We start from the raw sequence: 16,902 nt of genomic DNA, 5'->3' as shown, positions 1-16,902 counted from the left end.
CGTCTCACCGGGATCAAGGATATCTCCGAAGCCAAACGCACAATGAAGACGACGCCTATCGCTCTGGAGGCGGTTTAGCGCCCGCAGCCGCGTCAATCGTCGTCGAGCGCCCACCCCTTGGAAAGCTCGACGGCCTTGTGCCAGCGCTTGAACAGGCGTTCACGCTTGGCCGAGTCGAAGCGCGGGTGATAGCGCACATCCAGCGCCCACTTCTCGGCGATCTCCTCGCGACTGCCCCAAAAACCCACGGCGAGCCCGGCGAGATAGGCCGCGCCGAGCGCCGTGGTTTCGGTGATTCGCGGGACCTCGACATTGGCGCCCAGGATATCGGCCTGAAACTGCATCAGGACGCTGTTGACCGCCGCACCGCCGTCGCAGCGCAGGTCCTTGAGCCGAATGCCGGAGTCGCGCTCCATCGCCTCGATGACGTCGCGCGTTTGATAGGCCATGCTCTCGAGCACCGCACGCGCGACATGGCCGCGTGTCGTGCCCCGCGTGATCCCGATCAGCAGGCCGCGGGCATAGGGATCCCAGTGCGGGGCACCGAGACCCACCAGGGCCGGCACGAAGTAGACCCCCTCGTTCTCCGGCACCGATCGCGCCAGCTCGCGGGTCTCGGAGGCATGACGGATCATCCCGAGTCCGTCGCGCAGCCACTGCACCGCCGATCCGGTGACGAAGATCGCGCCCTCGAGCGCGTACTCCACCGGCTCGTCCCCTACGCCCCAGGCAATCGTCGTCAGCAGTCGCTCGTCGCTCGTCACCGCTTCGGTGCCGGTATGCATCAGCACGAAGGAACCGGTCCCGTAGGTGTTCTTCGCCATTCCCGGGCTATGGCAAGCTTGACCGAACAAGGCCGCCTGCTGGTCCCCGGCGATGCCGGCGACCGGGATGCCGTGCGTGCCGAAGAACATCTGCGGATCGGTCTCGCCGTAGATCTGCGAGGAGGGGCGCACCTCGGGCAGCATGGCGGCCGGGATCTCGAGCAGGTCCAACAGCTCCGCGTCCCACTGAAGATCGCGGATGTTGAAGAGCATGGTGCGGGAGGCGTTGGAATAGTCGGTGATATGCACGCGGCAGCCCGTCAACCGGTACACCAGCCAGGAGTCGATGGTGCCGAAACAAATCTCGCCGCGCTCGGCCCGCTCGCGCAGCCCAGGTTGGTTGTCCAGGATCCACTTCAGTTTGGTGCCGGAAAAGTAGGGATCGATGACCAAGCCGGTCTTGGCCCGGACCATCTCCTCGAGACCGCGTGACTTGAGCTCGTCGCAGTAGCGAGCGGTGCGCCGATCCTGCCAGACGATGGCTCGCCCGATCGGACGGCCCGAGGCGCGCTCCCACACGACCGTCGTCTCGCGCTGGTTGGTGATGCCGATGGCCTGGATCTCGTCGGGCGGAACGCCGCCGGCACGCAACGCCTCCGCGATGACCTTCATCGTGATCAGCACGATTTCTTCGGCGTCGTGCTCGACCCATCCCGGCTTGGGATAGTGTTGGGTGAACTCCGAATAGGCACGCGCGCGGACCAACCCGGCGTGATCGAAGATCAACGCCGTGGTACCCGTGGTGCCCTCATCGATGGAGAGGATATAGCCACTGTTCATCTCTCGACGCTCGCCTCCGGTGGTGGTGTGACGTCTGCACATCCCTGTGATCGCTTTTTCTTCGGCGCCGTTGACGCGGCCGTTCGATCGCGTCGGGCCGGATCCAGGCCGATTGCGGGTCGGCGGTTGCCCGAACGGCCTCGGATGGGTCGAGGCCGATCATCCTACCGTACCGCCTGGTATTTCCGATCGTTTGAGTGTAGTACGTGAAGAGGAAGGTCGCTTGCCAGCGGGCCCATGAGCAGCCAACCTATAGCCTGTCTCTTCCTGAGCGAGGTCATTCGGTGTTTAAACAAGCCAAATACACGCAGGATCGGGATCTTACCGAGGCAAACATGGCGGGCCGCGGCGGAGCGAACGCTGCGCTGAGCTGGTGCTCGACACTTCTTGCCGCCCTCGCGCTGAGCGGCTGTGCAACACTGCACGACGCGCATCTCTTCGTCGAGGAACCGGAGCCTGCCGATCGCTTCGTTCTGCCGGACGAGGGGACCGACGTTGTCGGGGACGTGCAGGTCGTGGTTGCTCGATACGAAGACACGCTCCCGGATTTCGCGCGCCGCTACGGGTTGGGGCACGACGAGATCGTCGCGGCAAACCCCGGCGTCGACCCCTGGCTCCCGGGAGACGGAACGCGCGTGGTCCTTCCGACCCAATACGTCCTGCCGAACGCCCCGCGTGAAGGCGTGGTCGTGAACCTCGCCACCCTGCGGCTGTTCTATTTTCCGAAGCGCGAGGAAGGCGAGCCACAGGTGGTCGTCACCCACCCGATCGGTATCGGTCGAGAGGGTTGGCGAACGCCGTTGGGGCAGATGCGGATCATCCAGAAGACCGAAAACCCGACCTGGACCCCGCCTGCATCCATCCGCCGGGAGCGCGCACGGCGCGGCGAGCAGCTCCCGGCCGTCGTCGCCGCAGGACCGGACAATCCGCTCGGCGCCTACGCGATGCGTCTGAGCCGGCCCCAATACCTGCTCCACGGCACGAACAAGCCGTTCGGTATCGGCATGCGCGTGAGCCACGGTTGCATCCAGCTGTACCCGGAGGACATCGAGCGCCTGTTCGCCGAGGTTCCGATCGGGACCAAGGTGACGGTGGTGAATCAGCCCTATCTCGTCGGATCGCGCGGCGGCGAGGTCTACCTCGAGGCACACGCACCCCTCGCCGAGGACAAGAAGCGCTGGAAGGGCAGTCTGAAACCGATGGAGAAGGCGATCGAGGCCGAGATCGCCGACGGCCCGGAGATTGTCGATTGGGAGAAGGCGCGGGAAGTGGCCGTGGAGGCACGCGGGTTTCCGATGCCGATCTCGCCCGGCAGCCCCGGACTCGAGGATGTCGTCGCCCGCGCACGGCGCGTGCCGCGCATTCCGCCGTGGGCAGACATGGAAGACGAAGAGACCTGACCGGCCTCCTGCCCCTGCCGCGCGAGCGTTCCCGTAGACGCGCGCGAGACGGGCACGCAGACGTTGACCGACGACCCTCGCAGGGGATGGCACGCGCCCCCGCGCTCGATGCCCCGAGGCGGGTTGCGCGCCTTCTCGCCGCGGGTCACAGCCCCCATGATCGATGAAACGTCAGCGAAACAGAGGCAACCCAGTCATGCAGGCCAAGATCGTGACGGTCCGCCCCGAGCTTCCCAGCGAGACGCTGCAACGGCTACCCAACTTCGTGGGCATCTCCGAGGCCACGGCCGGCGCCGCGGGCATCTCCATGAACCTAGTGGTGATCCCGCCCGCAGGCGAGGCGGAGCCCCACCTGCACATGGGCTTCGAAACCGCCATCTATCTGCTCAAGGGCCGCGTCGAGACACGCTACGGCGAGAATCTCCGGCACTCGGTGATCAACGACGAAGGCGACTTCATCTTCATTCCGCCGGGCGTGCCCCACCAACCCAGAAATCTGAGCGACACCGAGCCCGCGCTCGCCATCGTCGCGCGCAACAACGCCAACGAGCAGGAAACCGTTCAGCTCTACCCTCGGCCACGGGACAACGATCCGACGTGTCCGACAACGCAACAAGGAGGAACATCGTGAGCTCAACCAAGGTCTTTGCGATCGGCTCGATTCTGCTTGGGGTTGCGGCAATTGCACTCCCCTACTTCTTCGGCACATTGGCGGTGTTGGTGCTTGGCGGCGTGATGCTGGCCAGCGGCGTCGTCTCTCTTCTGTTCGTCATCGACGTGCGCAAACAAGGCTTACCCGTGAGCGTCTTCGGCCCCTGGGCGCAGATCATCGCCGGTGTCGTTGTCCTGATTTGGCCGGAACTGGCCCTCTGGCTGGCGGCCGTGTTTCTCGGTGGAGGGCTCATCTTGAGCGGCATCACCGGATTGACCGCGCTGCGCGACGCCGGGATCGTCAACCCGTCACCCCTGAGCAAGTTCGGGTTGTGGGCAAGCATCCTGTTCGGGGTCGTGCTCATCGGCACGGGCGCGTTCGGTTCCGCGATTCTGCTCGGGGTGATTCTGGGTATCGCGTTGATCGCCGCCGGGCTTCAGCAGTGGCGTGAAACCCGGCTGCTGCTCTAAACCATCGCCAACAGGGGCCGGGCCGATTGCAGAGCTGAAGCCCGTCTGAATGCCCGATCAGCATCGCCCGCGTCGCGGCCAGCGGCTGGCGCACCCCGGCCAATACGGGTGCAGGGTGCTCGGGTGGCCGTGGCGGATTCACAACCAGGCCGCCGAAACACCGCCAAGTGCCTTGGCGTGCGAATACGCTCCTATATCTGGTGGGACCATGTTGGCCATGGGCGTTTCGCCTATCCCTTTATGTTCGGGCGCGTGACCAGCAAAGCAGGACGGCCTCTCGTCAACGTTTTTCCCGATGGTTTTCGCTACGCTTTCACAGTTGATCAACAATGCGGCCTCGCTCGTAAGACCGACCACTCAAAACATCACTCGCTCGTGACACCCGCTCTGCGGTGTCACGCATGCCCCTGGCGCTCTGCGCCACGTGCCGCGATGGCCGAAGTTACGAGCAAGGCCCAACAATGGGCGTTGTTCATGATCCCGACCGTAGGGTGGACGAGCGAGAGCGAAGTCCACCCAACCCGCGCCGGCGCTGGTGGACTGCGCTGCGCTTGTCCACCCTACGGCTACGACCAGCGACGTGGCCGAGTTTATGAGCAAGCCCCAACAATGCTTTCTCTCGCATTCGCCAAGCATAGCGTCTTCAACCGGCCGTCGGCCTCCAGCATCATCAATTCTTCTTCTCCTCCGATATGTTCGTCGTTAATGAATATTTGGGGGTAGTACTTGAGCCCACAACGCCGGAACATCTCGTCTTTCTCAAGCGGCATCAAATCGATCAGGTGGTCGACATATTCGATGCCATATCGATCGAACAACGCCCGAACGTCAACGCATTTTCTACAATTGCTTGTGCCGTACATCTCTACTTTTGCCGTCATGCTGATCTCGAAATAAGAAAGCTATCGCGTCGCGAAAGGAGATGTCGATTCCGCTATTTCTTCTTGTCTGCCAGGTCGCTCTCTACGTCGCTTCCTGCGAACAGGAAATTGATGTAAGGCGCGTAGACCAGCACCTGACCTTGCGCAAAACCAAGCTCATTGAATGCTTCAGCGACGCGTTTCAGGCATTGCGGGTTATCAGGGTTCAGCCTAAGCTCCCTCAACGCTGCAAGCAAGCCCTCAATCTCTTGCGGGTCCACATACTTCAGCAGCATATCAATCGACTCGGTGATTCCGTCGACATTCACATCGACGCCTTTTTCCCGGACGCGAAGCCGGCCGAAATCCTCCTCGATAATCCGTCGCTGCATAGTACTGATGAACTGATGAAAGGTCTCCCTATCCGGCTTATCGAGAAACAACTCGACCAGCGGTTCTCTATTGACACGACTGACAAACGAAAGCGTCGACCCTGTGATCACGGGCTCAGGGTCCAAGACGTTCAAGACAACGCTCAATGACTCCATTCTGAGCGGCGACTTGATGACGTACTGAACCTCGTCATCGACGAGCTCGAATTCGCGGGAACCTTTGATCGCATGCGTTTGGGTAAGCCTTGTAGTCATGGGGTACAGGAGTGTCCGGTTTACCAGCTCGGTATGGAGCCAGGTTGAAGGAAAAGGCCAAATGGACCTTGACGGCCTTGATGCGATCGGCATCGTCTTGGTCGCGCGTGTGCCGGTGCGCCGCCCGCAACTGCGTCAGTTCGTTCGATGTGAGCCGGTATTCGAGCATGGCAGCAATGAGATTAAAGCTTTAATAGCTTGCGCCAGACTCCCGAGAAAAAAACTCAGAATAAACCGGTATATTTAGACGTTAGTTCGGCAATACCCACACGAGACAGGGACTGCGTTGTCAGCCGACGAGTTGTGTTGGCTAATGCGGCCCGCTTTCCCCTTCTGCGGCGTCAGCGTCCGGCTGTCGCGTCTGGCTCGCCGCGTATTCGCAGAATCTCTATGTACAAAGGAAAATGCCTCCTGTTGCGAGGAGTCTCAACGGTCATGAGTACGTCAAACGCCAGTTGGCCAAGGCGGGAATCCCCTTCGAGGCCCTGGACAACGAGCTGCTCGCCTGCGCCGATCCGGCCCGCGCGCAACGCATCCTCGATGACCTGAACGAGGAGACGATCGCCGCGCTGGTAGCCAAGTGGCTGGGACGGCCCGAGAAGGTCAGCCTGATCTTCAATCGGAGGATCACCAAACGCACGCCGGGGAGCTTTCATACCCGCGTCATCACCCAAGGGGTTATCCCTTCGCTGCATGTCGGCTACAAATCCTCCAAGATCAAGCAGACCTTCAAGGAAGGCCGCGCCCTGCGCACCGAGACCACGATCAACAACACCCATGACTTCGGCGTCGGACGGAATCTGAACAACCTGCCCGCCCTGCGGGCCATCGGCTTTGCCGCCAATCGCCGACTGCTGGTGGTCGAGACGCTCAGCCAGGACTGTCTGCTGTCCGAGGAGGTGTTCGATCAGTTCACCCAACCGCAGGTGGTCGGCGGGCAACGCACTCCCGGACTGCACCTCGACGATCCGCGGGTGTTGGCGCTGTTCGCCGCCCTGTGCCTGCTCCTGACCTTGCCCGAGGGGTTCGGCCACGCGGGGATGCGCACCTGGATGGCTCAGGCCTTGGGGCTGCCGCTCGCGGCCTATTCACCCGGCCGGGTGACCTATGATCTGCGCCGACTCCGGCTGCATGGCCTCATCGAACGGATCCCGCAGAGCCATCGCTACCGGGTCACCGATGCGGGACTGCGGGTGGCCCTGTTCTTCACCAAGGTCCACAGCCGCATCCTGCGACCGGGGTTGTCCCAATTGTTCGACGGCTGCCCGAAGGCACCCAACCAGCCCATCGCCATCGCCACCGCCATGAACCGCCTGCAACAGGCCCTCGCGGACCTGTTCGAGCAGGCCAAACTTGCGCCGGCTTAAACCTGACTCACGCGCGCAGAAAGTTGTTCGTCAAGGAACCCTAGGGTAAGGCGCTCAAGACAAAAAACAACGCAATTCTCCCGCCGTGCACACCGCCTCGATGCAATCGCGTTCACCCATGGTTCAGCCAACGCATCGGAATACGCTCCGCCCAACGCCCGCGATGTCTTGTCCTGGCCGGATCTGGTCCCGCGGGGCCGAGCCGGCTCGATCCTACCGCCGGGGCACGGTAGCCGCGATCGGCACCATCGGTCGAATGTCTGTCTTTTATAACCATGGCCCCTCGTCCTGGCATTGATCGGTGGCCGGTTCCGGCCAGAAGCGGCCAATGGTGAATGCTCTGCCGCACGGGCAGGGCAACCGGACGGGTTGCTAGTTGCGCATAAGCGGGTCTCGGCGCCACCAATTCGCACTCGTGCGAAGCACACCGCGTCCGGTATGATTGTGATGAACAAGCTCAACCGCGGCGGTTGGCATGTTGCAGCCGCAGCTCAGAATCGTCGCCCAAGTGATGCGAGTGACTCCGATGACACGTAAGCTCCCGCGATTGCTCTTCGCGCTAGTCGCAGCTGGACCAACCATCGCTACATCGCCAGCTGCTGCCAGCGACCTCAGCACCCTGATTGGTCAACTCGGCGTCGGGTGCAAGAACCGGGTGATCGAGCAGTTCGACGTGCCAAGCTCCGACATCACCGTTCGACTCGGGGCAACCCTTCAGGCCGATCTCGACTCTGGCGTGATGAGCGCCAAGGAACTGAAAGAATACGGCGCCTCGTTCGACTGGAGCGTTGCCGGCAAAGACGCCGGCGGCTACTGCAACGTCGACGGCAAGGGCAAAGTGACCGAGTTCAAGCAGTGGTGATGCGTTCGCCAATCCGTCGGGCCGCAGTGGCACGCTTGCTCGCAGCCGCTTTGGTCTTGCCCGCAAGCCTGGTCACGGCGAGCGAACCGGGAAGCGGCGTCTATGCGCTCGACTGTGCCAGCTCCGACGAGACGTACCGCATCAGCATTCGCGGCGACGGCTCCGCCGAGGTTCAGCTCGGCGAGACCACGTTCATGGAATTGTTGACCTCGTACTCCTCCTTCGGGAACCGTACACCGAACAACTTCCTTGTCGCCGTGCTCTTCGATCCGGAGGCCAGCCCAATTGCCGCCGGGCCAGACGGTTCTCCGCGTATCGAACTCTGGTCCGGCGAGAGCGCCTACTTCGCGCTGATCAACGGCGACACGAAACGGCGTCTCGACTATTGTGGGCCGCTGGGCACGCCCGGCGCCGCCGCCGATATGCCGTACTCGACCGACGAGTACGACGCCGTCGGCTATCTGGACTGCCAGCTCGCCGGCTCTGAGATCCCGCGTGCCTGTCCGTTCGGGATCGACCGCGGCGATGCCGGCTCGGCCTCGCTCACGATCCAGACCCCATTCGGGAAGGAGCGCACCCTCAACCATGCTACGGGCAGCTTTACCGATCCTTCCGGAGACCGCGTCTCGGTGCAGCGTGAGGGCCACCTCTGGCGGGTAACGGTGGGTGAGGAGCACTACGAGATCCCGAACGCCGCACTCATGGGTGACTGACGCGCTTGCGACAGCGAAGAACACAACGCGACGGTCGGCCAATACGGCCTCGACACTGGCCCAGGATATAATGTTGGAAACAACAGACGATCTTTCGGTTCAGCCGAGGGAAGGGACGGTCTGAGCACCCTTCGGGATTACCCGGCTAGCGCGGATAACCCTTCGCCCGGAGCCCGAAAAGCCGCGAAATCCATCCTGCCAGCGACTCTATGGTGGCTTAAAAGCAAACAGCTCAGACGCATAACGCCTAAGCCATTGTTGTTATGGAGCCGACGCACGGATTCGAACCGTGGACCTACTGATTACAAATCAGTTGCTCTACCAACTGAGCTACGCCGGCAAGGAGGCTGAGAGGTTCGGGGCGAAAAGCGTACCGAAGCGCGCATTCTACAGCCAAGCGAGACAACCGCTCAATGTCGGTCGGACAGCCAAGCGTTCCGGTTGGTCATGGCGGCGGGAGCGCATAACGCGGAGCCGGTCGACCGGGGCGCGTCGGCGGACCCGATCGCCCTGTCCGGCGGGTGTTTACTCGGGAGCCGTCAGGCCCTAGGCTCGGGGCATCCGAGCCTGCTCAAACCTCCCGGCGCCGACATCATGAGCCTGATTCAACCGACCCGGATCGACTTCGATAACCCTGAACTGACCTCGACTCGTACGGGGCTCGTGTCCGAGCTGCGGGCTTTCCTGCCGCCGGATGCGGTGCTCGAGCGGCAGGAGGAGGTGCAACCCTACGAGTGCGACGGGCTCTCGGCCTATCGGCAGTTGCCCCTGCTGGTGGTGCTGCCGCGCACGATCGAGGAGGTGCAGAGGGTCCTGCGAATTTGTTACGCGCGCGACGTGCCGGTGGTGGCGAGGGGGGCGGGCACGGGGCTTTCGGGCGGCGCCTTGCCTCGCGGCGACGGCGTGCTGCTGAGCCTGGCGCGGTTCACCCGGATTCTCGATCTGGACCCGGTCGCGCGCACCGCGCGGGTGGAGCCGGGGGTGCGCAATCTGGCGATCAGCGAGGCCGCAGCGCCTCATGGGCTCTACTACGCACCGGATCCGTCGAGCCAGATCGCCTGCACCATCGGGGGCAATGTCGCGGAGAATTCGGGTGGGGTGCACTGCCTGAAGTACGGGCTGACGGTGCACAACGTCCTCGCGGTCAAACTGGTGACGATCGAGGGCGATCTGATCGAGCTGGGATCGAACGGACTCGACGCACCCGGCTATGACCTCTTGGCACTCTTTATCGGCTCCGAGGGGATGCTCGGCGTAACGGTCGAGGTGACGGTCAAGCTGCTGCCCGTGCCGGAGCGCGCCCAAGCCATCCTCGCGGCCTACGACGACGTGGAGAAGGCCGGCCAAGCGGTCGGCGACATCATCGCGGCCGGGATCATCCCGGCGGGTCTCGAGATGATGGACGGGCCGGCGATCCAGGCGGCGGAGGATTTCGTGCATGCCGGGTATCCGACCGATGCGGCCGCCATCCTCATCTGCGAGATCGACGGGACCAGCCAGGAGGTCTCCGAGGAGGTCATGCGGGTGCGCGATTTGCTCTTGGCCAGCGGCGCGACCGAGGTCCGGACCTCGCGCGACGATGCCGAGCGTCTGATGTTCTGGAAAGGGCGCAAGGCCGCCTTCCCGGCGGTGGGCCGGATCTCGCCGGACTACTACTGCATGGACGGCACTATCCCGCGCCGCGCCCTGCCGGAGGTGCTGCGACGCACGGCGGAGATGTCGCGCGAGTACGGGCTGCGGGTCGCCAATGTGTTTCATGCCGGAGACGGCAACATGCACCCGCTGATCCTGTTCGATGCCAATAAGCCGGGCGAGCTGGAGCGCACCGAAGAGCTGGGCGGGCGCATCCTGGAGCTGTGCGTCGAGGTCGGCGGGACCATCACGGGCGAGCACGGGGTGGGAATCGAGAAGATCAATCAGATGTGCGTGCAGTTCAGCCCCGAGGAGCTGCGACAGTTCCACGCGGTCAAGGCGGCCTTCGATCCGAAGGGGTTACTGAATCCGGGCAAGGGTGTGCCGACGCCGAGACGGTGCTCCGAGTATCGTCAGCTTCCGGATCACCAACATCGGCACCCGCACTGATGGCAAAGCCCGAACGTCTGATCGACGCCGACCCGGCCAGCGACGAGCTGGCGCTCGACCGCGCCATCCGCCCGCGCAAGCTCGATGATTATGTCGGGCAGGCGGTCGTGCGCGAACAGATGGAGATCTTCATCGGCGCCGCGCGCGGACGCGGCGAGGCGTTGGACCATGTGCTCATCTTCGGCCCCCCGGGGCTCGGCAAGACCACACTCGCGCACATCATCGCGCACGAGATGCAGGTCAACCTGCGTCAGACCTCCGGGCCCGTGCTCGAGAAGCCGGGCGATCTCGCGGCCATCCTGACCAATCTCGATGCCGGGGATGTGCTCTTCGTCGACGAGATCCATCGCCTCAGCCCGGTGGTCGAGGAGGTGCTCTATCCGGCGATGGAGGACTATCAGCTCGACATCATGATCGGCGATGGACCGGCCGCGCGCTCGATCAAGCTGGATCTGCCGTTCTTTACCCTGGTCGGCGCGACCACGCGGGCCGGGCTCCTGACCTCGCCGCTGCGCGACCGCTTCGGCATCGTGCAGCGTTTGGAGTTTTACAACGTGGAAGATCTGGCCTGGATCGTTCGCCGCTCCGCTCGCATCCTCGCCATCGAGACCGAGGCCGAGGGCGCCGCCGAGATCGCGCGACGCTCGCGCGGGACACCGCGCATCGCCAACCGGCTGTTGCGCCGGGTGCGTGACTTCGCCCAGGTCCGGGCCGACGGACGCATCACCGCCGAGGTCGCCGATCATGCGCTCGGGATGCTCAAGGTAGACGCTCTGGGCTTCGACCACATGGACCGGCGGCTGCTCGATGCCGTGATCAACAAGTTCGACGGCGGGCCGGTGGGGGTGGAAAGCCTCGCGGCGGCAATCGGCGAGGAGCGCGGCACGATCGAGGACGTCCTCGAGCCCTTCCTGATTCAACAAGGCTATCTGATGCGGACCCCGCGCGGGCGGGTCGCCACGCAGGCGGCTTATCTGCACCTCGGACTGAAGCCTCCGCGGAGCGTCGCCGAGCGTGCCGGCATCCCGGACCTGTTCGGTGTCGTCTCGGATTAAACCGCGCCTAAAGCCGGATGCAATGTTTTTGGATGGGATCGGCCCCGGCAGACTTGACGAGCGTTGGAGTCGGCGCGGTTTAAGAGATTAAAAAACAGATCATCTTGAACCGCATCCCCGCTAAGGGCTGTGGATACACCAAACGTCGAGCTCACTCGAAAATGAGTGGCGTAGGGTGGACAAGCGCAGCGCAGTCCACCGGCGCCGGCACCGGGTTCGGTGGACTTCGCTCTCGCTCGTCCACCCTACCGGCCTTGCATCTTCAAGACATCGAGGACTCGGGCAGAAAAGCCTCGTCGAGCGCCTGTTCCAGCCGATAGGGACAGGTCTCGGGAAAGATAGAGAGCGGCTGACCGGTCTGCATCGCTGCGCTGCGTCTTGCGCGCTGATAACTCTGGGCGAGCACCTGGGCCGGGTAGGGTCGCAGACTCGGACTGTCTTGGATGGCGAGCTCGATCTGGAGCCGGGCATCGGTGATCGAATCGATCCAGCTATCGGAGCGCCTTTCGGGTTGATGCTGCCATTTCAGAAGGTGCAACAGCAGGCGCACGAGCTGGCTCGCAATGGCCCTTCTTTCGCTCTTGCTCAAATCCTCCAGCTCCTCTGCAAGATGCTCGACATCCACCGCCTGCCAAGACCCTTCCCGAATCAGCTCGGCGGTCTCGCGAGCCCAACGCACAAGATCCTGGTCATACGTCACGTTCAAAACGGATACCTCGATGAAGAACTCCGGTGCATGTTGATATCCTAGCGATTTTGATCAGCGCTCGCCCGGGTCGTCAGGCTTGTCCGCGGTCGTTTTGGTCGCGCGCCTGGCTCGTGGTTTCTTGGCGGTCGTCGCGCCGTCCGGGACCGCCTTGGTCGCAGCCTTTCTCGGCGCTCGCGCCGGTTTTCGGGCTGCGGCCGAGGAGCGCTTCACGGCCGCAGCCTGCGGCGCCGGCTCGGCACGTGAATCGGCGACCGCGCGGGCCGAGGCCGGGTCCGTTGGCCTGATCGCGGCGTCCGAGGCCGAGGCCGATCCCTTCCCAGAACTGCCGACTCGGCGCTGTTGCAACCAAGCAAGGAGTTTTCCGACACCTTCGATCACGCCGAAAATCAGACCGATCAACGCGCTCCAAAGTCGGAGCAACACGGGTGTCCCGCCCGCAGGGCGCGCCCGGGCCGCAACGGGCGCAGGCGTCTCGGGCATCGGGACACCCTCGATCTCGCCGTAGCTCGCCGACAGCGCCCGCTCGCCGCTCGCGGTTTCGATGAGATAAAACTCGCGACACAGGCTGATACAGCCGAGCGGGATGACGATGACCGCCATCAGGGTCGCGACACCGGCGCCGAACAGCAGGCTGACGGCCATGCCCTGAAAGATGGGGTCGTCGATGATGGCCCAGGCGCCTGCCATCAGGGTCAGCGAGGTGATGAGGATCGGCCGCATCCGGATCTCGGCGCCGGCGACCGCGGCCTCCTTCACGGTCTTGCCCTTGGCGACCTCGATCTTGACGAACTCCACGATCAGGATCGACTGGCGCACGATGATGCCGCCGAGCGCGATCAGTCCGATCATGGAGGTCGCGGTAAACTCCGCCCCCATGACGAGGTGACCGGGCACGATCCCGATGAGTGTCAGCGGGATGGGCGACATGATGAGCCCGGCAATCTTGAAGTTGCGGAACTCCCAGACGATGAGCCCGTAGATAAGGATCAGGGCCGCGATGAAGGCGAGCCCCATGTCGCGGAAGGTCTCGTAGGTCACGGTCCACTCGCCGGACCATTCGAATCCGGATTGGCGGTCGGTCAAGGGCGGCCCGATCAGACCCCGCGGCATCCCGCTGATCTGCACCCCGTCGGGCGCACGATAGTCCCCGAGGCGGTCTTCGACCTCCAGCATCCCGTAGATCGGGGCACCGAGGCGGCCCTCCATCTCGCCGACCACGTATTCCATCGGCCGCAGATCCTTGTGGTAGATGACCGGGTCCTCCTGCTCCTGGACGAAGCGCCCCAGCTCCCCGAGCGGCACCTGCCCACCCATCTCGGACTGGATCGGCAGGCTGGCCAGACTGCCGATCTCGGCCCGGTTCGCGAGCGGGATCTGCAGGACGATATAGGTCGGCTCCTGGACGACGCCGCGCTTGACGTCGCCGAGCTTGTAGCCGCCCATCGCCATGGCGAGGTTGCGATTGATGGTGTCGACCGAAATCCCCATCCGCACCGCCTTCTCGGCATCCACCTCGAAGCGCCAGTAGCTGTAGGGCTCGGCCACGTAGCTGTCCACATCGACAATACCCTCGACCTCTTCGAAGATCCCGGTCAGATCGGCAGCGACCCGGCGGCGGGTCTGGGCATCGGGCCCGTAGACCTCGGCCACGACGGTCTGGAGCACCGGCGGGCCCGGCGGCATCTCCACCACCGCGATCCGCGCACCCAGCTCGTGCGCCAGCGGAGTCAGCATCTCGCGCGCGGCGACCGCCAGGGCGTGGCTGCCGAGCGCGCGCTCGTTCTTGTCCTTGAGCATGACCAGGAGATCACCCTCCCAGGGTCGCTCGCGCAGATAGTAATGACGCACCATGCCGTTGAAATTGAAGGGCTGCGCCGTTCCGACATAGGTCTGGACGGCGGTCACCTCGGGCATGGTACGGACCTTTTCGGCGAGTCGATGCACGACGTTCGCGGTCACCGGGAGCGCCGTGCCCTCGGGCATGTTCACGACCACGCTGAACTCCGGCTTGTTGTCGAACGGCAGCATCTTCACCGGGACAGTCTGGGTGTAGAAGAGCACGCAGACGCCCGCCGTGGTGAGGATGGTCCCGACCAGGAAGGCGATGCCGACGCTTCGATTGCGGATCATCGGCGTGACCAAGGGCCGATAGACGGCGCTGACCCATCGACGCGTCTTCTCCTCGCGTCGCTCCGCCTTCTCGAGCGCGGCAAGCCGCGGACGGACCCGCAGCGCAAACCAGGGCGTGAAGACGAAGGCGGCCACCAGCGAGAAGAACATGGCCGAGGAGCCGAGCACCGGAATCGGCCGCATGTACGGTCCCATCAGGCCGCTCACCCACCCCATCGGCAAGAGCGCCGCGATGATGGTGAAGGTGGCGAGGATGGTCGGATTGCCCACCTCGTCGACCGCCCGCACCGCCGTCTCGATGGTCGTCTTGCCGCTCTCGAGCCAATGGCGAAAGATGTTCTCCACGACGACGGTGGCATCGTCGACCAGGATGCCGATCGCAAAGATGAGCGCGAAGAGACTGACCCGGTCGATGGTGTAGTCGACCATCCAGGCCCACCAGATGGTCAGCAGGATCACGACCGGGATGACCGTAATGACGACGAAGGCCGCGCGCGTACCTAGGCCGATGAGACAAAGGATGGCCACGATCACGGCCGCCTCGAACATCGCCTGCAGCAGCTCGTTGACCTTGTCGTTGGCGCTCTTGCCGTAGTTGCGCGTGACCTCGATATGGACGTTCGAGGGGATGAGCGTCGTCTTCAGCTCCTCGACCTTGCCGAGGATCTGGCGCGCGACCGTCACGCCGTTGGTGCCCTGTTTCTTGGCGATCGCCACGGTCACGGCCTGGGCCCCTTCGGCGCGATGCTCGCCCTCGTAGGCCGGACCGGTGAAATGGTTCACGATCTGCTTGGCGTCCTGCGGGACGTGCTCGACCGTGGCGATATCGCGCAGATACAGCGGATAGTCGCCGCGATTGCCGATCACCAGCCGCCCCGCATCCTCCGCATTGCGCAGAAAGGAGCCCGAATAGACGTTGAAGGCGGTATCGCCGGATTCACTGACGCCGGCGGTCTGCTCGGAGTTGGCGGTGCGAATGGTGTTGGCGATGCGATCGAGCGTAATCCCGTGCCCGGCGAGGCGCTCCATCAGGACCTCGACCCGGATCTGATCCTCCCGCCCCCCGACCACGAATCCCTTGCCGGCATCCGGCAGCGAGCCGACCGCTTGGAGCAAGTCGAGACCCAGCTTGCGCAGCTGATGATCCTCGACATCCTTGGACCAAAGGGTCAGCGTCACGACCGGGACATCGTCGACACCGACCGGTTTGACCAGCGGCATCTGCACGTCCGGGGGCATGCGGTCCATGTTCGACTGGAGCTTGTCGTGGACCTTGACGATGGAGGCACCCATCTCCTCGCCGACCTCGAAGCGCACGGTCACGATGGCCGCCCCGCGCTGGGTGGCCGAGTAAACATGCCGAACGCCCTTGATCTCCTTCATGATCCGCTCGAGCGGATCGGTCACCAGACGCTCGACCTGCTGCGCGGAGGCGCCCGGATACTGCACGAAGATGTCGATCATCGGCACCGAGATCTGCGGATCCTCCTGTCGCGGCGTGAACAGCAGACCCAGGATCCCGAGGAAGAGCGCGCCGAACAACAGCATCGGCGTGACCGGCGTATTGATGAAGGTCTGCGCAATCCGACCGGCGAGACCAAGCGGCGGCGACGCGTCCGCGGAAAGCGGGTGCACGGATTCGGGATGAGGCGGGGCGATCGGATCGGCCATCAGTGACGACTCCCGTCGTCCATGACATTTATCTATTTTCTGAATTGGTTTAGTGAATCTATCCCACAAGCTCGGCGCCAACAAGCGAAGCATTGACAGTGCGTTAGTGTTTGCTAAAGTACTGAAGCAATATCACTCGAGCCTGAATCGTTTTTCATTGCCATGTATATCGACAACCTTACGCTCGTCGGCATTGCCGTTGCTTCGACCTATCTGCTGATGCCGTTCTTGTTCCGTCGCGAGATGCTCGTCGTCGAACAGGATACGGATCCGTCGCGTTCCAAGATCAACGGACACGAGCAAGGTGCCGCTCCTCGGCCTTGCCTGGAGACTTGATCAGGCGATTTCCGGGAGTGGACATCCCGACCGGGAATCCGCTCGGAAGACCCGAACGGCCGAGACCGAAGCCCCCCGTCATCCCGAAGCGGCAGTAACCCTGGAATAGACGACTTGGAGTCGTCCACTTCGAGCGCCCCGGCACCGCGCCGAATCGGGTCCAACGCGGCACTCCCGAAGACGACCAAGCGGACCGCCTGGAGCACTGACCGGCGCCAGACACTCGCGGCCGAAGAACGTCCTTTTCCGTCGTCCTCCGTCCATCCCGCGCTCGCCCTGCCGATTCCCCCCGACCTGCGCGCCGGGCATCGCTCTCCCCCTATACCACGTCAGTGTGGGAGGGT

The 16,902-nt window shown here is 63.7% G+C and carries 14 protein-coding genes and 1 tRNA gene; 9 read left to right on the top strand and 6 right to left on the bottom strand.

Features of this window, described 5'->3' with window-relative positions:
- Nucleotides 1-92 precede the first annotated feature (92 nt).
- Nucleotides 93-1,604, bottom strand: coding sequence for a glycerol kinase GlpK (glpK, locus tag THIMADRAFT_RS03050; RefSeq protein ID WP_007191492.1), 1,512 nt, complete (start codon nt 1,602-1,604; stop codon nt 93-95).
- A gap of 284 nt (nt 1,605-1,888) precedes the next feature.
- Between glpK and THIMADRAFT_RS03045 the strand changes: the two genes are divergently transcribed.
- The 3 genes from THIMADRAFT_RS03045 to THIMADRAFT_RS03035 all read left to right on the top strand — a co-directional run bounded on the left by THIMADRAFT_RS03045 (nt 1,889) and on the right by THIMADRAFT_RS03035 (nt 4,126).
- Nucleotides 1,889-3,004: a L,D-transpeptidase family protein gene (locus THIMADRAFT_RS03045; protein ID WP_007191491.1), complete on the top strand. Its 1,116-nt coding sequence runs from the start codon at nt 1,889-1,891 to the stop codon at nt 3,002-3,004.
- A gap of 196 nt (nt 3,005-3,200) precedes the next feature.
- Entirely contained in the window at nt 3,201-3,635 is a 435-nt protein-coding gene (locus tag THIMADRAFT_RS03040) for a cupin domain-containing protein (protein ID WP_007191490.1), read from the top strand.
- Nucleotides 3,632-4,126, top strand: coding sequence for a DUF308 domain-containing protein (locus THIMADRAFT_RS03035; protein ID WP_007191489.1), 495 nt, complete (start codon nt 3,632-3,634; stop codon nt 4,124-4,126). Before THIMADRAFT_RS03040 ends, THIMADRAFT_RS03035 begins: the two co-directional genes overlap by 4 nt.
- A 590-nt stretch (nt 4,127-4,716) precedes the next feature.
- On the opposite strand, the gene THIMADRAFT_RS03030 is transcribed toward THIMADRAFT_RS03035, so the two are convergent.
- Together THIMADRAFT_RS03030 and THIMADRAFT_RS03025 are read right to left on the bottom strand one after the other, a co-directional pair.
- The gene (locus tag THIMADRAFT_RS03030) at nt 4,717-5,007 is read right to left on the bottom strand and encodes a glutaredoxin domain-containing protein (protein ID WP_007191487.1); all 291 of its coding nucleotides are present in this window, start codon (nt 5,005-5,007) and stop codon (nt 4,717-4,719) included.
- 53 nt (nt 5,008-5,060) lie between these two features.
- A complete protein-coding gene (locus THIMADRAFT_RS03025) occupies nt 5,061-5,633 on the bottom strand; it encodes a hypothetical protein (protein ID WP_007191486.1) in 573 nt (190 codons plus the stop codon).
- 404 nt (nt 5,634-6,037) lie between these two features.
- Between THIMADRAFT_RS03025 and THIMADRAFT_RS03020 the strand changes: the two genes are divergently transcribed.
- The 3 genes from THIMADRAFT_RS03020 (at nt 6,038) to THIMADRAFT_RS03010 (ending at nt 8,575) form a co-directional block, all read left to right on the top strand.
- Nucleotides 6,038-7,000 (top strand): hypothetical protein, encoded by a 963-nt coding sequence (locus tag THIMADRAFT_RS03020; RefSeq protein ID WP_007191485.1) that lies wholly within the window; start codon nt 6,038-6,040, stop codon nt 6,998-7,000.
- Between the two features lie 526 nt (nt 7,001-7,526).
- Complete coding sequence (locus THIMADRAFT_RS03015; RefSeq protein ID WP_139052670.1) at nt 7,527-7,862, top strand: hypothetical protein; 336 nt, start codon at nt 7,527-7,529, stop codon at nt 7,860-7,862.
- Entirely contained in the window at nt 7,859-8,575 is a 717-nt protein-coding gene (locus tag THIMADRAFT_RS03010; protein ID WP_139052669.1) for a hypothetical protein, read from the top strand. The genes THIMADRAFT_RS03015 and THIMADRAFT_RS03010 overlap by 4 nt, the downstream gene beginning before the upstream one ends.
- Before the next feature lie 264 nt (nt 8,576-8,839).
- Here THIMADRAFT_RS03010 and THIMADRAFT_RS03005 read toward each other — a convergent pair.
- A tRNA-Thr gene (locus tag THIMADRAFT_RS03005) sits at nt 8,840-8,915 on the bottom strand.
- 254 nt (nt 8,916-9,169) lie between these two features.
- Here THIMADRAFT_RS03005 and THIMADRAFT_RS03000 point away from each other — a divergent pair.
- Both THIMADRAFT_RS03000 and ruvB read left to right on the top strand, forming a co-directional pair.
- Entirely contained in the window at nt 9,170-10,657 is a 1,488-nt protein-coding gene (locus tag THIMADRAFT_RS03000) for an FAD-linked oxidase C-terminal domain-containing protein (protein ID WP_040729662.1), read from the top strand.
- Nucleotides 10,657-11,712 carry a Holliday junction branch migration DNA helicase RuvB gene (gene ruvB, locus THIMADRAFT_RS02995; RefSeq protein WP_007191481.1) on the top strand — a complete coding sequence of 352 codons (1,056 nt, stop codon included), beginning with the start codon at nt 10,657-10,659 and terminating at the stop codon, nt 11,710-11,712. The genes THIMADRAFT_RS03000 and ruvB overlap by 1 nt, the downstream gene beginning before the upstream one ends.
- Before the next feature lie 262 nt (nt 11,713-11,974).
- On the opposite strand, the gene THIMADRAFT_RS02990 is transcribed toward ruvB, so the two are convergent.
- Together THIMADRAFT_RS02990 and THIMADRAFT_RS02985 are read right to left on the bottom strand one after the other, a co-directional pair.
- Nucleotides 11,975-12,412 carry a DUF29 domain-containing protein gene (locus THIMADRAFT_RS02990; RefSeq protein ID WP_233490181.1) on the bottom strand — a complete coding sequence of 146 codons (438 nt, stop codon included), beginning with the start codon at nt 12,410-12,412 and terminating at the stop codon, nt 11,975-11,977.
- Nucleotides 12,413-12,472: 60 nt separating this feature from the next.
- The gene (locus tag THIMADRAFT_RS02985; RefSeq protein ID WP_007191479.1) at nt 12,473-16,222 is read right to left on the bottom strand and encodes an efflux RND transporter permease subunit; all 3,750 of its coding nucleotides are present in this window, start codon (nt 16,220-16,222) and stop codon (nt 12,473-12,475) included.
- A 162-nt stretch (nt 16,223-16,384) separates the two neighbouring features.
- Between THIMADRAFT_RS02985 and THIMADRAFT_RS26975 the strand changes: the two genes are divergently transcribed.
- The gene (locus THIMADRAFT_RS26975; RefSeq protein ID WP_007191478.1) at nt 16,385-16,558 is read left to right on the top strand and encodes a hypothetical protein; all 174 of its coding nucleotides are present in this window, start codon (nt 16,385-16,387) and stop codon (nt 16,556-16,558) included.
- The last annotated feature ends 344 nt before the right edge of the window (nt 16,559-16,902 follow it).

Source organism: Thiocapsa marina 5811 (assembly GCF_000223985.1).
GTDB lineage: Bacteria > Pseudomonadota > Gammaproteobacteria > Chromatiales > Chromatiaceae > Thiocapsa > Thiocapsa marina.
This window is presented reverse-complemented; position numbering and strand designations above follow the sequence as displayed.

Coding starts and splice junctions, on each gene's coding strand:
- glpK (WP_007191492.1), bottom strand. CDS start 1,604: ATGAACAGTGGCTATATCCTCTCCATCGATGAGGGCACCACGGGTACC.
- THIMADRAFT_RS03040 (WP_007191490.1), top strand. CDS start 3,201: ATGCAGGCCAAGATCGTGACGGTCCGCCCCGAGCTTCCCAGCGAGACG.
- THIMADRAFT_RS03030 (WP_007191487.1), bottom strand. CDS start 5,007: ATGACGGCAAAAGTAGAGATGTACGGCACAAGCAATTGTAGAAAATGC.
- THIMADRAFT_RS03025 (WP_007191486.1), bottom strand. CDS start 5,633: ATGACTACAAGGCTTACCCAAACGCATGCGATCAAAGGTTCCCGCGAA.
- THIMADRAFT_RS03020 (WP_007191485.1), top strand. CDS start 6,038: ATGCCTCCTGTTGCGAGGAGTCTCAACGGTCATGAGTACGTCAAACGC.
- THIMADRAFT_RS03015 (WP_139052670.1), top strand. CDS start 7,527: ATGACACGTAAGCTCCCGCGATTGCTCTTCGCGCTAGTCGCAGCTGGA.
- THIMADRAFT_RS03000 (WP_040729662.1), top strand. CDS start 9,170: ATGAGCCTGATTCAACCGACCCGGATCGACTTCGATAACCCTGAACTG.
- ruvB (WP_007191481.1), top strand. CDS start 10,657: ATGGCAAAGCCCGAACGTCTGATCGACGCCGACCCGGCCAGCGACGAG.
- THIMADRAFT_RS02985 (WP_007191479.1), bottom strand. CDS start 16,222: ATGGCCGATCCGATCGCCCCGCCTCATCCCGAATCCGTGCACCCGCTT.
- THIMADRAFT_RS26975 (WP_007191478.1), top strand. CDS start 16,385: ATGTATATCGACAACCTTACGCTCGTCGGCATTGCCGTTGCTTCGACC.